The sequence below is a fragment of the Sporosarcina sp. P3 genome, assembly GCF_002743415.1.
Taxonomy (GTDB): Bacteria; Bacillota; Bacilli; order Bacillales_A; family Planococcaceae; genus Sporosarcina; species Sporosarcina ureae_A.
This window is the reverse complement of the sequence record NZ_PDZE01000007.1, coordinates 164,131-182,047: the sequence shown is the minus strand read 5'-3', so window position 1 is coordinate 182,047 and position 17,917 is coordinate 164,131. Positions and strand designations below refer to the sequence as shown.

Here is a 17,917-nt window from a genome sequence, read left to right as displayed (position 1 = left end):
CATGTTTATATATTGGTGTAAATAAGAAATAATTCAACATAATTAGTATTTTGTTAATCCTTCTTATACCTGTCATGGATAAAAATTGTTATTGAATAGTGGTTCAGAATAGTGAGGATATATGATACACTAACTACTAATAAAATATTAAAGTTGGAGGATACAAACTTGAAAATTTTGGAAAGCGAGAGCAAGCCAAGTCAAGTACCTGCGCTAGATTCTTCAATAAAGATACTTGAATTATTGGCAACACAGGGTTATCAGCACGCAAAGTTAACTGAGATATCAGAAGCGACTGGTATCAACGTCAGTACATGTTTAAGAATTTTGAGAACACTTGAAAAAAAGAGTTACGTTGTGTTTTCCAGTAATTCAAAAGAATATTCATTAGGTACACCGTTAATCGCATTAGGTAACCGCGCTCGAGAAGTTAATGATTATATAGAAGTAGCTAGTGGATATTTGAAAGAATTAGCTAAAACAGGCTCAACTTTTGTTTTAGTAAAAAGAGTTCGTAAATCACATCTTATGTATGTAGCAAAAGAAGAGCCTGATCTGAAAGTACGGCTAACCGTTTCAGCGGGTGATTCATTCCCGATTACGGCTGGTGCACTCGGTAAATGTTTTTACTCATATTTAGACGAAGAAGATGCTAAAAACGTTTTAAATGATGTCATGTTGAATGAGCACTTAAAGAAGTACACGGAGAAATCGGTTATTACAAAGCAAGAATTGAATGCGCAAAAATCAAAAATCCTCGAAGAAGGTATAGCTGAAAGCCATGAAGAGTATTCATTAGGTATATCAGCATATGCATGTCCAATATTTGATAGCAAAGGAAATATCATATTGGGATTGGGCACATATATTCCCACTTCATTAATTAATCAAATTGGGATAGATGATATTAAAGAAACAATGAAGTCATCTGCAGAAGAAATTACAAAAGCGATCAATACTCTAGTTTAATATAGAATCTATAAGTTATAGTATAAATGAGAACAGTAAAATACACCCTCGAGTTTAACATTAAGTTAGATTCGAGGGTGTATTTTGATGGAAATTTAATAGGTTAGTTCATTAGTATTTGACGTTTCGTCTATTGTGCTCAAATGTTCTTTAAACCACGTAATCGCTTCATTACTGTACACCTCAAATTTTTCCAAGTAAGGCGTAAAATGATGTCCGTCAATTATCTTTAGTCTTTTAGGCTCTTTTGCATCTTCAAAAGCGTTAACTGCTAAATCAGTCGGTGTAATCGTATCATCACCTGCAACTAGCAGCAAAAGTGGTGTAGGTGAAATCAAAGAAATAAAATTACCAGGATTATATGAACGCGACAGTTCGATCGAACGAATTGTCACTTCATTTTTCCAATTAGGTGAAAGTGCACCACTTGATAAATACCAATCAACAGAATCTTTGTCTGTATATATACCTTCATCTTCCTCAAATTCAGGGACGATCTTACGGTATGTCGGCTCTCCGCCTTGCATACGTGCTTTCCGATCCTCATAAAAACTATTTAATAATGCTGGTACATCATTAGGTAAGACTCTTCTTGCAGAAGATTGAGAACCACTTATAGTAGGTACCTGAGAGACAATACAACGCACTCGTTTATCCATAGCTCCTACCATTAATACGTGTCCGCCACTATAACTAGACCCCCATATACCGATTCTGGTACTATCGACTTCCTCTAATGAACTCATAAAAGTAATAGCGTGTTGGTAATCAAGGACTTGTTCATACGGGTTAATTTCTTGTCGCGGATATCCATCACTATCCCCAAAGTTCCGGTGATCATATAAAAGAACCGCAAATCCATTACTTGCAAACTTTTCAGCGAACTGATCTACGTACATTTCTTTTAATGATCCATAGCCGTGCGTCATTATAATACCCGGAAGACTTACGTCAATATTTTGTGGTGAGTAAAACCAGCCTCTTAATGTAATTCCTTCCGCATTAAACTCTACAAATTTTTTATTAAATGAATGAACGTGCTGACTCAAATTAATTCCCCCAATACCTAATAAAATAAAGTTATCGTTAATTATACTTATACACTATATTTCCGTGTCTGTAAACTGTTTTCATATATAAACCATAATAATCAAAAATATTATATCTCCATAAGACTATTCGAAGTGTATTAAATTTACTATAGAGATGGTGTAAGTAATCGTGTAGAAAAACAAAATACGCATTTAAGAAATCATGCTTATTGTAACCTTTCCTAATCCCATACAAATAACTATTTAGAACCTACAGTAAGGAGCGGATTTATTTATGAAATTGTATAATATTGTGCCATTTGTGATGTCGGTATTGCTTGTTGCTGGGGTGGCGGTACCTGAAGCGGTGGGTGCGAAAGAGGAAGTGACGTCAGATGAAAAAGCATTTATTAAAGTAGAAGGAACTATAGACGAGATGGAGAAAAGTGATGCGTTAACTCTCTATACAATTAAAGGGGGAGACGATTCTCCTGTTTTGGCTATTACCGAAGAAACAATAATTTTCGATAGTTCCGGTAAAAAGACAGAATTAAAAATAGGAGACACAGTGTTTGCCTATACCCATGCAGATAAACCGATGATTCTAATTTACCCACCTCAGTACACTCCAGATGTCGTTATTGTTGAAGAACATGAGACAACCACAGCAGTAGTTGGAATATTTAATGATGAACTGGTGGATCGGTATTTGAAACTGCAGTTGAAGGTGGATGACAGTACAGACATTTCCAGTGCGTCCGGTAATAAAGTGAAGGCTGGGGACTTAGAAGATAAAAACTTATTAGTGTTCTATAGAGAAACCACTCGAAGTATTCCGGCCCAGACAACGCCAGAGAAAATAGTGGTGCTAGACGTAAATACAGTAGATGAAGATGCCACTGTAGAACAGATTATAGAAGATGATCATTATATGGTTGATGGTGTGAAAATGGTACCGCTTCGTTTGCTTGCTGAGAAGCTTGGATATGTCGTCGATTCGACGGGCATTGGTGCGATTGTATCAAAAGGCGCTCCAACCTACACGATTACTCGAGGACAGAAGGAATATGGATACAATAAATCATTGATGAAGTTTGAAGTGACACCCGAGCTACTCGAACCGAGGAAGACCTATGTACCAGTAGAGCTAATTGAAGAAATGATGAAGTAATCGAATCATATAAAAATAAGGCAGGAGTCAGCGGACTTCTGCCTTTTCTGCTATTTACATCAAGGTTTCTTTTTCTTTTCCATCGGATAGAGGTTTGTAAAGTAATCATTCGTAATATCCCGTACTTGTCCGCTTAAGAAAAGTACCGCAATCACGTTAGGAATTACTACGATTGCGAGTAATAGATCAAGGAACTTCCAGACGAACTGCAATCCACCAAGTGCTCCAATTATAATAGCTACGATATATGCGACACGTATGACGATAGAGAAATTAGGTCCGAATAAGAACTCTGCTTGTTTCTCTCCGTAATAAATGATGACTACAATCGTTGTAATAACGAACAAGAATAATACAATGGATATAATAATCCCGCCAAGAGAAGCTCCAAATACCGTACTATACGCTTCTGTCACCATGTTTGCCGCATTGTCTGCGTCAATGACTTCCCACACGCCTGTTGTCAGTATGACGAGCGCAGTTATGGTACAAACAATCAATGTATCCACAACGACTTCAAAAACGCCCCAGAAACCTTGTTTGGCGGGGTGACTATTCACCGCGGCTGCGTGGGCAATCGGTGCGGTACCGATTCCAGCTTCGTTAGAATATAATCCACGGGCGAGTCCCCAACGAATGGCCGCAGCTACACCGGCACCTGCGAATCCGCCTGCTGCTGAAATTGGCTGGAATGCATGTGTGAAAATCAAACCAAATGCTGCAGGTACTGCATCGACATGAAAACCGATAATTAGGAGGGCAGTTAAAATATAGATGACGACCATTGACGGAATTAGACGTTCCGTTACGCGCCCGATTGCTTTAATTCCACCAAACGAAATGAGTCCAACGAATAAGGCAACGAATAGGCCCGTTATAATTGGAGATAAACCGAAAGAACCTTCAAGGGTTGTAGCGATCGAGTTAGATTGCACCATAGTGCTCGCCATAACTTCTAACATGAGGGCAAATGCAAAGATATACGCAATCTTTTTCCAGCCGAGTCCTTTTTTTATGTAATACATCGGACCGCCGACATAATCACCGGCAGCGTTTTTTTCACGATACTTGATGCCGAGCACGACTTCAGAATATTTCGTGCCAATTCCAATTAGTGCGACCACCCACATCCAGAAGATCGCGCCAGGTCCACCGAGTGCAATGGCTACAGGTACTCCAACAATATTTGCTGCTCCCATTGTGGAAGCAAGTGCTGAGGTTGTTGCTTGGAAAGGGGTTAGCGTACCATCCCCAGATCCTTTCGACATGATTTTTCCAAAGGTTTGACGAAAAATGTGAGGCATATAACGGAATTGGAAGAACTTCAAACGGATTGTCAGGAACAGTCCGCCTCCTATTAGTAAAATGATGATGGGGAATCCCCATAAAAAATCCGAGGAAGCTTCTACCCATTTCGTAAACACATTCATTAGCACCGACTCCTTTTGTAGTTTGAGATTACTCAACCAACTAGTTAATTTTGTTTCGGTTTACGAATTAGTTGTCTACTATACTAGTAAATGAATGGGAGGCGTGTCAAATAAAAATAGAAATGTATAGCTTTTTGGTACTTGAGTCATTGTTAATAAATATATATCGGATAACATATTTGGCAAAAAGATTTGTAAATATACTTTCTGCAATCAATGGATAGAATACATAGAATTATTTGAAATTGTTTGACAAGCTGCCCAACACAATGTAGTATTACGTTTAATAGTACATTGCAGACTAGGAATGGAACCAGTAAAAATGTTAAGCGTCTTTATAGAGAGCTGGTGGTTGGTGAAAATCAGCAAGCGCACATTTTGAACTCATCCATGAGTCACTCCCTGAAAGTCCTACAGTAAGGGATGTCGGTTTCCTCCGTTAACGGGATAGACAGTGATAGCTGTCGATAAGTGGATTGGCCAAGTATGGCGAATCAATTAGAGTGGTACCGCGAGTTGAACCTCGTCTCTATATTTCAATATAGAGACGAGGTTTTTTGTATTTATTTTTATAAAAAGGAGTGCAAAGAGATGAGCAGAAAAATTTGGGTTTTTGATACGACTTTACGTGACGGAGAACAGGTACCTGGTGCTAAATTGAATCTTTATGAAAAAGTAGAGATTGCACAGCAATTAAAGAAGCTTGGCGTCGATATAATCGAAGCTGGTTTTCCTGCTTCATCCCAAGGTGATTTTGAAGCGGTCAAGGCTGTCGCGCAGAGAGTAGGCAATACAAATGACATGATGATCACAGCTTTGGCACGCGCAGTGCAGGCAGATATTGACTCAGTATATAACGCAGTAAAGTACGCGGAAAATCCGATGATTCATATGGTGCTAGGTACTTCTGATATTCACGTAGAGAAAAAGTTCAATAAATCAAAGGACCAGATCCTTCAAATAGGTGTAGATGCCGTGAAATATGCAAAGACATTAATGCCTGAAGTACAGTATTCAACGGAAGATGCTTCACGCTCGGAGTTCGAATATTTATGGCATACAATCGAAGCCGTTATGAAGGCGGGTGCGACCATGATTAATGTGCCCGACACGGTAGGTTTTGCAGAGCCTGAGGAATTCGGCGCGATGATTTATAAATTAAATGACCGCATGAAGAACCTGAACCCAGACGTCTTATTAAGTGTTCACTGTCATAATGATTTAGGAATGGCGACTGCAAACACATTAGCAGCAGTCAAGAATGGTGCGGATAAAGTAGAATGTACAATTAATGGCATCGGGGAACGAGCAGGCAATGCAGCGCTTGAAGAAGTGGTCATGGCATTGAAAACAAGAAGCTCCATTTACAATGTGAATACACAAATCAATACAAAAGAAATTATGAATACATCTCGTCTTGTATCTAGCTTCATGGGATTGGATGTGCAAGTGAACAAGGCGATTACGGGAGATAATGCTTTTGCTCATTCGTCTGGTATACACCAAGACGGCTTATTGAAATCCCGTGATGCATATGAAATCGTTCATCCCGAAGACGTTGGACTGGATGATATGGAATTGATTTTGACAGCGCGGTCAGGTCGCCATGCGGTGAAAAACGCACTTGAAAAGCTTGGTTTTACGTATATGCAGCCTGAAGAATTTGAAGGGGTATTTGAAGGATTCTTAAAGCTGGCAGACCTTAAAAAAGAAGTATATGATCACGATTTGTATGTAATAGTTGAGAATTATTATGAAAAACATGATAAAGAAAATGTTACGAATTACAGTGATCATTTCTTTGAATTTGAAGATCTGCAAGTTGTCAGCAATTCTAATTTCCCATCCGCTAGCGTCAAGATTCGAAAAGGCGAAGAAATTTTCAAATCAAGTGCAGTTGGAACGGGGCCAATCGATGCGCTGTATTCAGCAATTGCTGAAATCACGAAGATTCAAGTGAAATTAATTGGCTATGATATTAGCAGTGTTTCTCGGGGCAAAGATGCGTTAGGAAAAGTGAAAATTACTATCGCGCATGAAGGGGAAAATTATATCGCGAAGGCCGCAGACACAGATATTTTAAAAGCAAGTGCACTGGCCTATATGAATGCGATTAATAGCGTAATCGTATCTGGTCTCAAAGATGCAACTGTGGAACACGCAGTTGCCAATGGGTAACGGATCTCAATGAGTGTAATACAGGACGATAATCAATATATACTTGTGATCTCTTCCAGCCGTGTAGAATGGCTGGGAGTTTTTTTGTTGCAGATCAGTTGCATAACTCGTTATTTTGCTCTGGGGTTAACTCACGATAAGTGCGGTAACGTATGCTTTACCAATGTATGTTCTAACCGGAGGGACTTCCCAAGCTATAAACAGTTTTCATTATGGGATCTATGTATAACAAATGTTTAAAAAAAGAAAAGGGATTTATAGAAAATACAGACCCCTTAATATAAAAACTACGTCTGAATTTCAGAAAGTATTTACAAGAAAGTTGGAAAACCAATTTCACAAGGAATTTGTGTGCTCTACTACATAGAAACCTTGCAAGTATACATCGGAAGAGCGATTGTTGAATTTATGGAGGATAAGTTATAAATGTTGGAGTCACCAAAAAATATGATGGACTACCATTTGAACAATATTATATCGTCACAAATGGTAGTGTTTTAATTATTATCAGAAACGTTTCTTGTTTCCGTTACTCCTCACTCAGACAATGTTCTCGGATTAGTCTGGATGCTTTGGATTGGCTGATTTGTAGATCAGCGGCCACCCCTCTTGAAGAGCGAAACTTCTGGTACGACCTTCTGACCATCGTTCCTGTCACATTATCCAAAGCGCTTTCCAAAGAATTTGAATAGAGCAATTCTGGAACTTCCTTCACTTTGTCCAAAATTACTTCGGGTAGATCTTCCAATCCAATGACCGCTTCACTCGTAATGACTAAACGTTCCATCAGATTTTCCAACTGACGTACATTGCCCGGCCATGAATAATGATAAAGAACCGTTAGGCAGTCTTCGGAGATTATTTTAGTGAAATTGTACTTATCATTAAACTTACTTAGGAAGCTGTAAACTAAAGGAATAATATCTTCTTTGCGTTCGGCTAATGTCGGTAAATGGATATCGATAACATTGAGTCGATAAAATAAATCCTCACGAAATGTTTTATTATCCACCATTTTTAGTAAGTCTTGGTTCGTGGCAGCGATAATACGGACGTTCACTGTCTTACTAACATTACTGCCGATCGGGATAAACTTCTTATCCTGAATGACTTGAAGTACTTTAGCTTGCAAAGGTAATGCCAACTCCCCGATTTCATCCAAGAATATAGTCCCATTATCCGCCGCTTCAAACATTCCAATTTTCCCTTCCTTTTTAGCACCTGTAAAAGAACCGGCGATATAACCAAAAAGTGCTGATTCTAACAAGTCTTCGGGGATAGCTGCACAATTAACATTTAGGAAAGGTTCATTTCTTCTCGCACTCAATTTGTGCAAATGATAGGCGATGACACCTTTACCAGTTCCGGATTGACCGTGCACCAACACAGTGGAGTCTGTTGGTGCAACCTTTTCACAGAAGCGTAAGATTTTACGCATCTTTTCATTATTCATAATCACCGTATCTGCGAAGTCTTTGTCTACTTCGTTGGATGAGGGTTGTTCTTCAGTTTTTGTTAGTCGTGTGAAATCTTTTATTTCAGTTGCCGTAATCACAATATATTCGATCTCATTATGGTTATTTAGTATAGGGAAAGCCCTAGTCAACAATTCAGCTCCGATATTTGTTTGCTGTCTCATCGACACCGGCATTTTCTTTTCTAATACACGTGGAACGACGGAGGGCGTCCAGTATCCTTCATTAAAAAAGTCATCATTATATCTTCCTACGACATCAGACTTTTTTACTCCGTAATGTTTTTCGCAATTACGATTGACATATACAATTTTGGTTTCTCCATCCAATACATAAATTTCATCTGATGAATAATCCAGTATTTTAAGTAGTGACTCCAAAGATAAATCCATTTTTTCTTGTTTGTTTTCATGAGTCATGCATGATCACCTTCCTACAATTGGTCTGAGTCAATTTTGGGAATATTTTAATATATTTGAATCAAACTTGACTCAATTCTAGCAGGTATTTTATAAAAATACGATAAGAATCTAACTTTCATGCAAGTTTCAAAGATTGGCACGATACTTGCAATAGTATTTACTAACGCGGCAATAGTGAGGGAGTGCCCTAATCGCCCCGTAACTATATTCGTATATATAAAATAACAACAAGGAGGCACAACATGATTAGAACAGCTGAAGTTAGCGACGTAACAATTATTGGGGGTGGACCAGTCGGCCTATTTACAGCATTTTACGCGGGGCTTCGACAAATGTCTGTAAAAGTTATTGAAAGTTTGCCACAACTGGGTGGCCAACTATCGGCACTGTATCCTGAAAAGTATATTTATGATATCGCTGGTTTTCCTAAAGTAAGAGCACAGGAGCTGGTAGATAATCTGATTGAACAAATGAATCAATTTCCGACTACTGTCTGCTTGGATGAAGCGGTAATGCAAGTTGAAAAAGAAGATGATGGCGTTTTCAAACTGACAACAAATAGTGGAGTACATTATTCAAGAACAATTATTGTCACTGCAGGTAACGGAGCTTTCCAAGCAAGGAAGATGGAGATCGAGAGCGAAGAGAAGTTCCAGGGACAGAATATTCATTATTTCGTTCAGAATATGAATCAGTTCCAGGATAAAAAAGTGGCTTTATTCGGCGGGGGAGATTCCGCAGTGGATTGGGCATTGATGCTGGAACCGATTGCTGATAAAGCATCCATCATTCACCGCAGAGATAAGTTCCGTGCACATGAACATAGCGTGGAATTATTAAAACAATCCAAAGTAGATCGATTGACACCTTATGTTCCGGTCGAATTGTTAGGTGATGAAAGAATTGAGAAAGTAATTCTAAAGCATTCTAAAACAGAAGAGTTTTTAGAGCTTGAAGTCGATGATGTACTAGTCAATTACGGTTTCGTTTCATCATTAGGGCCTATCAAGGACTGGAATCTTGAAATAGAGAAAAACTCCATCGTGGTCAATTCAAAAATGGAAACGAATATCGAAGGGCTCTACGCAGTAGGGGATATTTGCACATATGAAGGAAAAGTAAAGTTAATTGCATCTGGTTTTGGTGAAGCACCTGTCGCAGTGAGCAGCGCAAAAGTATATATCGATCCGACAGCAAAAACTCAGCCGCTGCATAGTACCAGCATCATGGGAGAATCGGAAGAAGCTCCAAAGAAATTGACTGCCGGAGTCAACTGAATATTTTAGATAGGAGGCTAGGAAATGGCACAATATACAATGGTGGAGCGAAGCACGTGCATCGCTTGCGGGGCGTGTAACCCGGTTGCCCCTGAATTGTTTGACTATACTGCCGACGGATTTGCTTTTGCATTATTGGATGACAATGAAGGCATTACCGAAGTGCCAGAAGATTTGATCGAGGATTTGGAAGACGCATTCGAAGGTTGCCCGACAAATTCCATCAAAATGGCAGACGTACCATTCTCTTGCCAGAGAATTGAAGCTAGTTAATTGATTAATGAACTATAAAATATAACTCTAAGGAGAATGAGAAATGGCTTATAATAAAGTACAGAACGCAACGGAAAGAACATTCGAAAAAACGATGCCTTACAATCTATTTACGGATCCAGAGGTATTGAAAAAAGAAAAAGAAATGATTTTCGCGAAGAGTTGGCAATTAGTCGGCCATGTAAGCCAAGTTGAAAAAAAAGGCGCGTTTTTTACTGCTGAGATTGGCGATGACCCACTTATTATTATCCGGGGAACAGATGAAGTTCTTCGCGCGTTTTATAATGTTTGTCCTCACAGAGCGACGAAATTGGAGAAAAGTGATTCGGGCAAAAAGAAAATTCTACAGTGCTCGTATCATGGCTGGACATTCAAAACGGATGGGGCTTTAAACAAAGCGCCGAACTTTCGGAGCGAAGAAGATGCTGCTTGCGTTCAGGATGCATGCTTGCGTTCCGTTAGAATGGAAGTAATCGAATCCTTAATTTTTGTTAACTTGGATGACAATGCAAAACCATTGGCTGAATCCTATGGTGATTTCTTCGATCGTCTAGGGAAATTTGAATTCTTGAAGAATCTGCAATTTACTCACAAGAAATCCCGTCATATTAAAGCAAATTGGAAAGCATTTATTGAAAACTATCTTGAATGTGATCATTGTCACGTAGCGCATCCAAGTTTTATTGACACATTAGACATGGATGATTATCAGATCATTACGTGTGAGAACTATTCAATACAAGGTTCTATGGTGAAGCCTGATAAGCAGTATGGAGAAGTAAATTTAGAAGAAGCAGAAATGCAAGGTGGGTCATTCTTCTGGCTATGGCCGAACTTGATGCTTACAATTTATCCGGGACCTGCGAATATGGCAACTATTCAGTTAGTCCCAATCGATGAAGAAAATACTGAAATCGTTTATACGTACTACTTTAGCGAAGACAGCTTGGAAAAACTGACCCAGGAAGAGAAAGACCTGATGACGTTTGCGGAGCAAGTTCGCTTTGAAGATATCGAATTGGTTGAATTAGAGCAACTCGGCTTCAAATCACGTGCATTCGAGAAAGGCCGTTACTCACAATCTGAACAAGCAATCGTACAATTCCATGAAATGGTTCTGGAGGCGCTCAATGAATAAACTACTTGATAGAACAACTAATAAACAATTAATGATCAACGGGGAATATGTAGAAACACCAAGCTATGCTCCACTATATTCTCCATACTCAAATGAAAAAATTGCTGAAATTGCTATGGCGGATCAAGCACTGACGGAACAAGCAATTGAAGCTGCACATAATGCAAGAAAAGTTATTGGAAACATGCCTGCATTTCAACGTGCCGAAATATTGGAAAACGTCGCGAGAATACTAGCTGAGAGAACGGAAGAAGCAGCGACGGTCATTTCAAGCGAATCTGCAAAGCCTATTATGTTTGCAAGAGCCGAGGTTTTAAGAACGATCGAGACATATAAATTCGCTGCAGAAGAAGCAAAACGCATCCATGGAGAAACGATTCCATTTGATGCTGCTTCTGGCGGTGTGGGACGAATAGGATATACACTGCGTGAACCGATCGGTGTAATCGCTGCCATTACGCCATTTAACTTCCCAATGAATTTAGTGGCGCATAAAGTTGGGCCCGCAATTGCTGCGGGAAACCCAATAGTCTTGAAACCGGCATCTCAAACGCCTCTATCTGCCTTATTCATCGCAGAAGTATTTAAAGATGCAGGTCTTCCGCCGGGTGTACTAAATGTTATAATGGGACCAGGGGGTGTCATCGGTGACGTTCTTGTCATGGATGAGCGAGTTAAAATGGTCACGTTTACCGGAAGTCCAAGTGTCGGAATCGGAATCAGCAATAAATCCGGATTGAAGAAGACCACATTGGAATTGGGATCTAACTCTGCGTTGATTATAGATAAGGGCATTGATGTTGACTCTATTATCGATCGCTGTATTATGGGTGCCTTCTCGAATCAAGGTCAAGTGTGTATTTCAACACAACGAATCTACGTCCATGAAGGACTTTACGAAGAATTCACGAGTAAATTTGCAGCTGCTGCTAAACAGTTAAAGTTAGGCGATCCTCTTGCGGAAGATACGTATATCTCATCATTGATTTCAAAGGTAGAATTGGAACGCACACTTAGCTGGATTGAAGAAGCAAAGAAGAGTGATGCAGAGATTCTTGCAGGTGGCATTGCACAAAACGGTGTCTTGGAACCTACAATCATTGCAAATGTAGATCATGCGCTAAAAGTATCTTGTCAGGAAGTGTTTGCACCAATTGTCGTGGTGAATAAAGTAGATTCCGTGCAAACGGCTGTTGAGTTAGTCAACGACTCTCGTTTCGGTTTACAAGCAGGAATCTATACAAATAATGTACAACATGCTCTATATGTTTCGAAAAATTTGGAAGTGGGCGGCGTAATCATTAATGACGTACCTACTTACCGTGTAGACCAAATGCCATACGGCGGCGTGAAAGAAAGCGGTACAGGACGTGAAGGCCTAAAATATGCAATTGAAGAAATGACAGAAATGAAGCTCGTTGTTTGGAATCAAGGATGAAAGTGGTGAATGCTGGAATGAAGACTTATAAGATTGCTGTAATTGCCGGAGACGGTATCGGTCCTGAAGTCATTGATGAAGGGATCAAAGTACTGAAAAAGGTTGCTGAGCTCGACGGTGGTTTCATATTTGATTTTACCTACTTCCCTTGGGGCTGTGAATATTACACCCATGAAGGGCGCATGATGGCTGAAGATGGAATTGAACAACTAAAGGGGTTCGACGCAATCTATTTAGGGGCTGTCGGCTTCCCGGGTGTTCCGGACCATATCTCATTATGGGATCTTCTGTTGATAATCCGTAAAAGTTTCGATCAATATGTCAATATCCGTCCAGTGACTTTGCTGGACGGTGCCCATTGTCCTCTGCAAAATGTCGATCGTAATGATATTGATATGCTGTTTATCCGTGAAAACACGGAAGGTGAATATTCAGGAGCCGGAGATTGGCTGTTTAAAGGCCAGGAGCATGAAGTAGTCCTGCAAAATGGTGTATTCTCCCGCAAAGGTACAGAAAGAATCATTCGCTATGCTTTCGAGACTGCTAAAAAACAAGGCCGCAGCCTGACAAGTATCAGTAAAGCAAATGCATTAAACTATTCAATGGTCTTCTGGGATCAAGTATTCGATGAAGTAAGTGCAGACTACCCGGAAGTAAAAACAGCTTCTTATTTAGTAGATGCCGCCGCCATGCTGATGATCACAGATCCAAAACGTTTTGAAGTAGTGGTTACTTCGAATTTATTCGGCGATATTTTAACTGATGTTGGCGCGTCAATCGCAGGTGGAATTGGTCTAGCTGCGGGAGCAAACATTAATCCGGAGGGTACATTCCCTTCAATGTTCGAACCTGTACATGGCTCGGCGCCCGATATTGCAGGAAAAGGAATTGGTAATCCTTTAGCCGCTATCTGGTCTGCGAGTCAGATGCTTGATCATTTCGGTTACGAAAAATACGGCAAAATGGTAGTGGATTCCATTGAGCGGTTATTGGTCGAGGATGAAGTGCTAACACCCGATATGCAAGGAAGCGCTTCTACTTTAGAAGTAGGAGACCGGATTGTAGACATCATAGGAAACTTGCAGTCAGTAAAAGCTTAATATCGATTTAATCGGTGTTATGCAAATAACACCGATTAAAATTTAACAAATGCCTGCTCGTTTGGCTGTGTTGGGGTTTTCGACACATCGACACAAGTAGGTCTTTGAAATGGGAGCGGTAATATGAGAGATAAAAAAACTGTGTTTTATTCTTCATTGGCTGTTAGCTTAGTTTTAATAAGTATCGGTATTTTTGCGCCGAAGCAGCTAGAGAACTTCTCCAATTCCTCACTTAGTTTTATCTATAATAATCTAGGTTGGTTCATTTTGGGAAGCGTTTTCATTTTCTTCGTTTTTTGTATTTATATCGGGATGTCCAAATTCGGTCATATTCGGTTGGGAGATGATGACGATCGGCCGGAATATAAGACGGCCACTTGGATTGGTATGCTATTTAGTGCTTCTATAGGAATCAGCCTTGTCTTCTGGGGAGTTGCAGAACCAGTTTCCTACTACATCGATCCTCCCTTTGGAACCGGTTATTCGGAAGAAGCTGCAAAAACAGCAATGCAATTCGTTTTCCTGCATTGGGGTGTTTCGGCATGGGCCTGTTATGCAGTGATCGGCGTATCATTAGCATTTTTCCAGTTCCGGAAAAAGCTGCCTGCCTCTTTAAGTTCCGTCTTTTACCCGTTGGTCGGCGATAAAATCCGAGGAACTTTCGGTAAAACCATCGACGTCATTGTCATTCTATCCATCGTCATTGGGATTGCGACTTCGCTCGGCTTCGGAACATTGCAAGTCAATAGCGGCATGAATTACCTCTGGGATGTGCCGATTGGCATTTCCACACAAGCGATCATCATCATAGCCGTTAGTATGATTTATGTGGTATCAACTGTTTCCGGTCTTCAAGGGGCGATGAAGCATCTATCAAACTTGAATATGTTACTGGCGTTCGTTTTATTGGGGTTGGTGCTTATCTTTGGTCCGACACAGATGATTATGAAAATATTCTTCCAAGGAATAGGTGATTATGCCCAGAACTTCATCAGCATGTCTTTCCGTACGGAGCCATATGGAGACGGTTCGTGGATTTCCAGTTGGACGTTGTTCTATTTTGGCTGGTGGATTGCATGGGCTCCGTTGGTCGGCAGCTTTGTAGCCAGGATTTCGAAAGGCAGAACGATAAAGGAATTCATGTTCGGTGCGATTTTCATCCCAGTATTGGGATCTTTCACTTGGTTTTCGGTCATGGGCGGCTCGGCGATTGCGTTCATCCAGAATGCGGGCGAGACTGCAATTGCAACTGCGGTGGAATCCGACATTACATCGGCACTGTTTATATTTTTTGAATACTTTCCGATGAGTGTATTTTTGAGTATTTTAGCCATGGTGCTAGTCATTGTTTTCTTTATCACTTCCGCAAACTCAGCGGTATTTGTACTTGGAATGATTAGTGAAAATGGCAATCCGAATCCATCACATCTGACAAAGATCGTATGGGGAGTGATCATCGCAGCTATCTCTGTCGTGTTGATCATGACAGGCGGCTTAGCTGGACTACAATCGGCTCTCGTTGCCACAGCAATTCCAATCGCAGTCTTGATGCTTTTCATGTGCTACTCAACATTTATCGGGTTAAAAGAAGAGGCTGCAATCATTTCTGGGGGAGAAGCGAAGGAGAAGGTGGAACTATCTAAAACGAAAAAGCCGGAAAGGCTGGAAAAGCTGGAAAAGCTGAAAAAGCCGGAAGAGATGAAGAAAGAACCGGTTATCTTAGCAGAAGTGGAAGAGACGCGGGAAGAGAAAACGTTAGTCACGAACAAGTGATTTCTCTAAAAAAGCCGTAGGTGAGTCATAGCAATTGTAAGCGTTAACACTCATTGGTAAAGTAAAAGATTAAATGAAAAGGGTTGTTCCGAGAGTTCATAATAAGGAACAGCCCTATTTCTGTCGCTTAGGAATTAGGGATAGTTATCGGACGCAACAGCCGTTATTACTGCATTGTGGCTTGCCTTCAACATTTTATCATTGATGGCTTGGTTTATGAAATGGATGTGTTGGGGTGTAAAAGATGGAATCTATGTTTACGAAGGGACACCTTATGACAAACTGGAAGAACTGAGGGTGGAGATTACAATTGAGCAGGGAGGGAGATCCCGTCAAAGTCGTTGGAAAAGAAAGTATAATTTAATTTTAGGAAATGAAAAGGCAGTATCCACTGGGGACGCTGCCTTTCCTCATGCGTAAATATGAAATACATATTCCTGACCGTTCTTTACTGGATCTTGCGCAAACTTGTAACCGTGAGCAATTGCTTCTTCTGGTACATTGCGGAAAGAGCCGGGACAATCGGTGATGACTTGTAGCATGTCACCTTTATTCATACCTTCAAGTGTTTCCAATGTGTAAATAACAGGATAAGGGCAGGACTCACCTCGAAGGTCAAGTGTGAAGTCCGCCTCTACTTTAGTTTGCATGTATATTCATTCCTCTCTTGATTGCTAATTTACAATGGTAACGTTTTTCTCCGTAAACCGTTAACGCATAAAGTCCACCAAGCATGAGGAGCGTGACAGAAATTGCACCAATCGGTCCAATAGTATCTAGTAAATTAATTTTTGAACCGCCCTTGACCAGTACATCATAGACACCAAGATGGTCCCATGCATAGGCAAGGAACGTAGCGCCGATAATATTACCTGCAAATACCGGTAAAAATAGCAATTGACCTTCCATCAATCGATACATCATACCCGTTTCGCAACCTGACGCCATCACGATACCGAGCCCAAATAACGTTCCACCGATAAATGTACTAAGCGTTGCAATTTGTGTGATGGGTGTTAAATCATAGATCCAAATGACAACGACCGTCAAAATAGAACTGACGGCCATCCCGGCAATGATTGCTTTTGCCATCACGCTGCGTCCAATGAGAAATAAATCACGGAATGCAGAAGTGAAACAGATTTGTCCACGCTCAATTAGAATACCGAACGCCAGACCGAACAGCGCACCTAAGCCAAGCAGTGTTTGTCCTGACGTAAAGAAGTATATAATGAGCCCGATGTAAAATATGGCGATCACTGTGCCAATGTACGGTTGGATTATACGTTTTTTTACTTGCGTCGGCTTCGCATTCCCTCGGATCAATGAAGGTTTGCCTTTCCACCAGCGGGTCTTTGTCAGTTTGGCACCAAAGAAGGTACCAATGCCTGTCGCCACAATAAAAATCCAAGAGTGAAAAGAAAATTGTGGAACACCTGTAAAAAATGCAGCCAAGTTACAGCCCAGCGCCAAACGCGCACCGAACCCTGCGATGACTCCGCCAATTAATCCCTGTACATAGCGCCGCTTTTGCTGCGGCAGACGGATTTTGAAGCTATTGCTAAGCAACACCATAATGAGTGCGCCTGCGAACATTCCCCAGACAATCCAGCCGTCTGGACGGTTCCACGTAGCTCCTTGTAGATGCACCATATCAAAGTACTGCCAGCCCGAGATATCGACTCCGAAGAGCATCAGCAGGTCGCCTCCGAGTCTTGTGAACTCACCAGTTACTGCCCAGACGGTAGAGGTTAGTCCGAAATACAAAGCACTGAGAATACCAGCTAGTAATAAGACAAGATAGGGGTTCCAATAGTGTTGAAAAACAGGTTGAATGATTCTTTTCATATGTAGTTGCCCCTTATAAAAGTTCTTTTTCTAGTGTATTCCTAATTGTACAGAAATCAAGTAAGCAAATGCGTAAATTAATATTTTTCATATTATAAATTTAATTGCCGAAGGGATATGTATCTATTGGTAGTATGAGATAATTAGGTGCGGATTAATGCGATTAGTAAATTGAAAAAATTAGTGTAACAGTATTATTTTAATTTATATATTTAGAGACTGGTCTATGAATTTTTTTATAATAAATACAATTATAAATTATTATATCGCTACGAAGTAAAATAATTAATATAACGTATTTTATACGGCGGTGAATTTAGTGTGATTAATAAAAATGTTAAGTTTATATAATTGAGATTATGTTTAAATATCCTTGTCCATTTATTATTTTTTC

15 protein-coding genes and 1 other annotated feature are annotated in these 17,917 nt (G+C 40.2%); of the genes, 10 read left to right on the top strand and 5 right to left on the bottom strand.

Translation table 11 applies throughout. The features are described 5' to 3' along the window. The first annotated feature begins 168 nt into the window (after nt 1-168). The gene (locus tag CSV61_RS10875; RefSeq protein ID WP_143561091.1) at nt 169-969 is read left to right on the top strand and encodes an IclR family transcriptional regulator; all 801 of its coding nucleotides are present in this window, start codon (nt 169-171) and stop codon (nt 967-969) included. 95 nt (nt 970-1,064) lie between these two features. Here the strand turns inward: CSV61_RS10875 and CSV61_RS10870 are convergent, their stop codons facing one another. Next, entirely contained in the window at nt 1,065-2,018 is a 954-nt protein-coding gene (locus CSV61_RS10870) for an alpha/beta hydrolase (protein WP_099639227.1), read from the bottom strand. Between the two features lie 277 nt (nt 2,019-2,295). Between CSV61_RS10870 and CSV61_RS10865 the strand changes: the two genes are divergently transcribed. Then, nucleotides 2,296-3,171: a stalk domain-containing protein gene (locus CSV61_RS10865; RefSeq protein WP_099639226.1), complete on the top strand. Its 876-nt coding sequence runs from the start codon at nt 2,296-2,298 to the stop codon at nt 3,169-3,171. A gap of 59 nt (nt 3,172-3,230) precedes the next feature. Here CSV61_RS10865 and CSV61_RS10860 read toward each other — a convergent pair whose 3' ends face one another. After that, entirely contained in the window at nt 3,231-4,601 is a 1,371-nt protein-coding gene (locus tag CSV61_RS10860) for an alanine/glycine:cation symporter family protein (protein WP_099639225.1), read from the bottom strand. Between the two features lie 294 nt (nt 4,602-4,895). After that, nucleotides 4,896-5,135: a binding site (T-box leader), on the top strand. A 57-nt stretch (nt 5,136-5,192) separates the two neighbouring features. On the opposite strand from CSV61_RS10860, the gene CSV61_RS10855 reads away from it, so the two are divergent. Further along, nucleotides 5,193-6,779, top strand: coding sequence for a 2-isopropylmalate synthase (locus CSV61_RS10855; protein ID WP_099639224.1), 1,587 nt, complete (start codon nt 5,193-5,195; stop codon nt 6,777-6,779). Nucleotides 6,780-7,308: 529 nt separating this feature from the next. Here the strand turns inward: CSV61_RS10855 and CSV61_RS10850 are convergent. Further along, nucleotides 7,309-8,673, bottom strand: a complete 1,365-nt coding sequence (locus tag CSV61_RS10850; protein WP_083034572.1) for a sigma-54 interaction domain-containing protein — start codon at nt 8,671-8,673, stop codon at nt 7,309-7,311. 245 nt (nt 8,674-8,918) lie between these two features. Between CSV61_RS10850 and CSV61_RS10845 the strand changes: the two genes are divergently transcribed. The 7 genes from CSV61_RS10845 to CSV61_RS16830 all read left to right on the top strand — a co-directional run bounded on the left by CSV61_RS10845 (nt 8,919) and on the right by CSV61_RS16830 (nt 16,095). Next, a complete protein-coding gene (locus CSV61_RS10845) occupies nt 8,919-9,953 on the top strand; it encodes an NAD(P)/FAD-dependent oxidoreductase (RefSeq protein WP_099639223.1) in 1,035 nt (344 codons plus the stop codon). Nucleotides 9,954-9,977: 24 nt separating this feature from the next. Then, nucleotides 9,978-10,226 (top strand): ferredoxin, encoded by a 249-nt coding sequence (locus tag CSV61_RS10840; protein ID WP_083034574.1) that lies wholly within the window; start codon nt 9,978-9,980, stop codon nt 10,224-10,226. A 43-nt stretch (nt 10,227-10,269) separates the two neighbouring features. After that, nucleotides 10,270-11,364, top strand: coding sequence for an aromatic ring-hydroxylating oxygenase subunit alpha (locus CSV61_RS10835; protein WP_099639222.1), 1,095 nt, complete (start codon nt 10,270-10,272; stop codon nt 11,362-11,364). Further along, nucleotides 11,357-12,802: an aldehyde dehydrogenase family protein gene (locus tag CSV61_RS10830; protein WP_099639221.1), complete on the top strand. Its 1,446-nt coding sequence runs from the start codon at nt 11,357-11,359 to the stop codon at nt 12,800-12,802. Before CSV61_RS10835 ends, CSV61_RS10830 begins: the two co-directional genes overlap by 8 nt. A gap of 17 nt (nt 12,803-12,819) precedes the next feature. Further along, complete coding sequence (locus CSV61_RS10825; protein WP_099639250.1) at nt 12,820-13,902, top strand: tartrate dehydrogenase; 1,083 nt, start codon at nt 12,820-12,822, stop codon at nt 13,900-13,902. A gap of 123 nt (nt 13,903-14,025) precedes the next feature. Then, complete coding sequence (locus CSV61_RS10820; RefSeq protein ID WP_099639220.1) at nt 14,026-15,675, top strand: BCCT family transporter; 1,650 nt, start codon at nt 14,026-14,028, stop codon at nt 15,673-15,675. Between the two features lie 216 nt (nt 15,676-15,891). Next, nucleotides 15,892-16,095 (top strand): hypothetical protein, encoded by a 204-nt coding sequence (locus CSV61_RS16830; RefSeq protein WP_158233839.1) that lies wholly within the window; start codon nt 15,892-15,894, stop codon nt 16,093-16,095. Here CSV61_RS16830 and yedF read toward each other — a convergent pair. Both yedF and yedE read right to left on the bottom strand, forming a co-directional pair. Beyond that, on the bottom strand, nt 16,086-16,325 hold the full coding sequence (gene yedF, locus CSV61_RS10810; RefSeq protein ID WP_083034579.1) for a sulfurtransferase-like selenium metabolism protein YedF: 240 nt from the start codon (nt 16,323-16,325) through the stop codon (nt 16,086-16,088). The two genes, CSV61_RS16830 and yedF, sit on opposite strands and share 10 nt — an antisense overlap. Next, a complete protein-coding gene (gene yedE, locus CSV61_RS10805) occupies nt 16,315-17,523 on the bottom strand; it encodes a selenium metabolism membrane protein YedE/FdhT (protein WP_083034580.1) in 1,209 nt (402 codons plus the stop codon). Before yedE ends, yedF begins: the two co-directional genes overlap by 11 nt. Nucleotides 17,524-17,917: the final 394 nt, after the last annotated feature.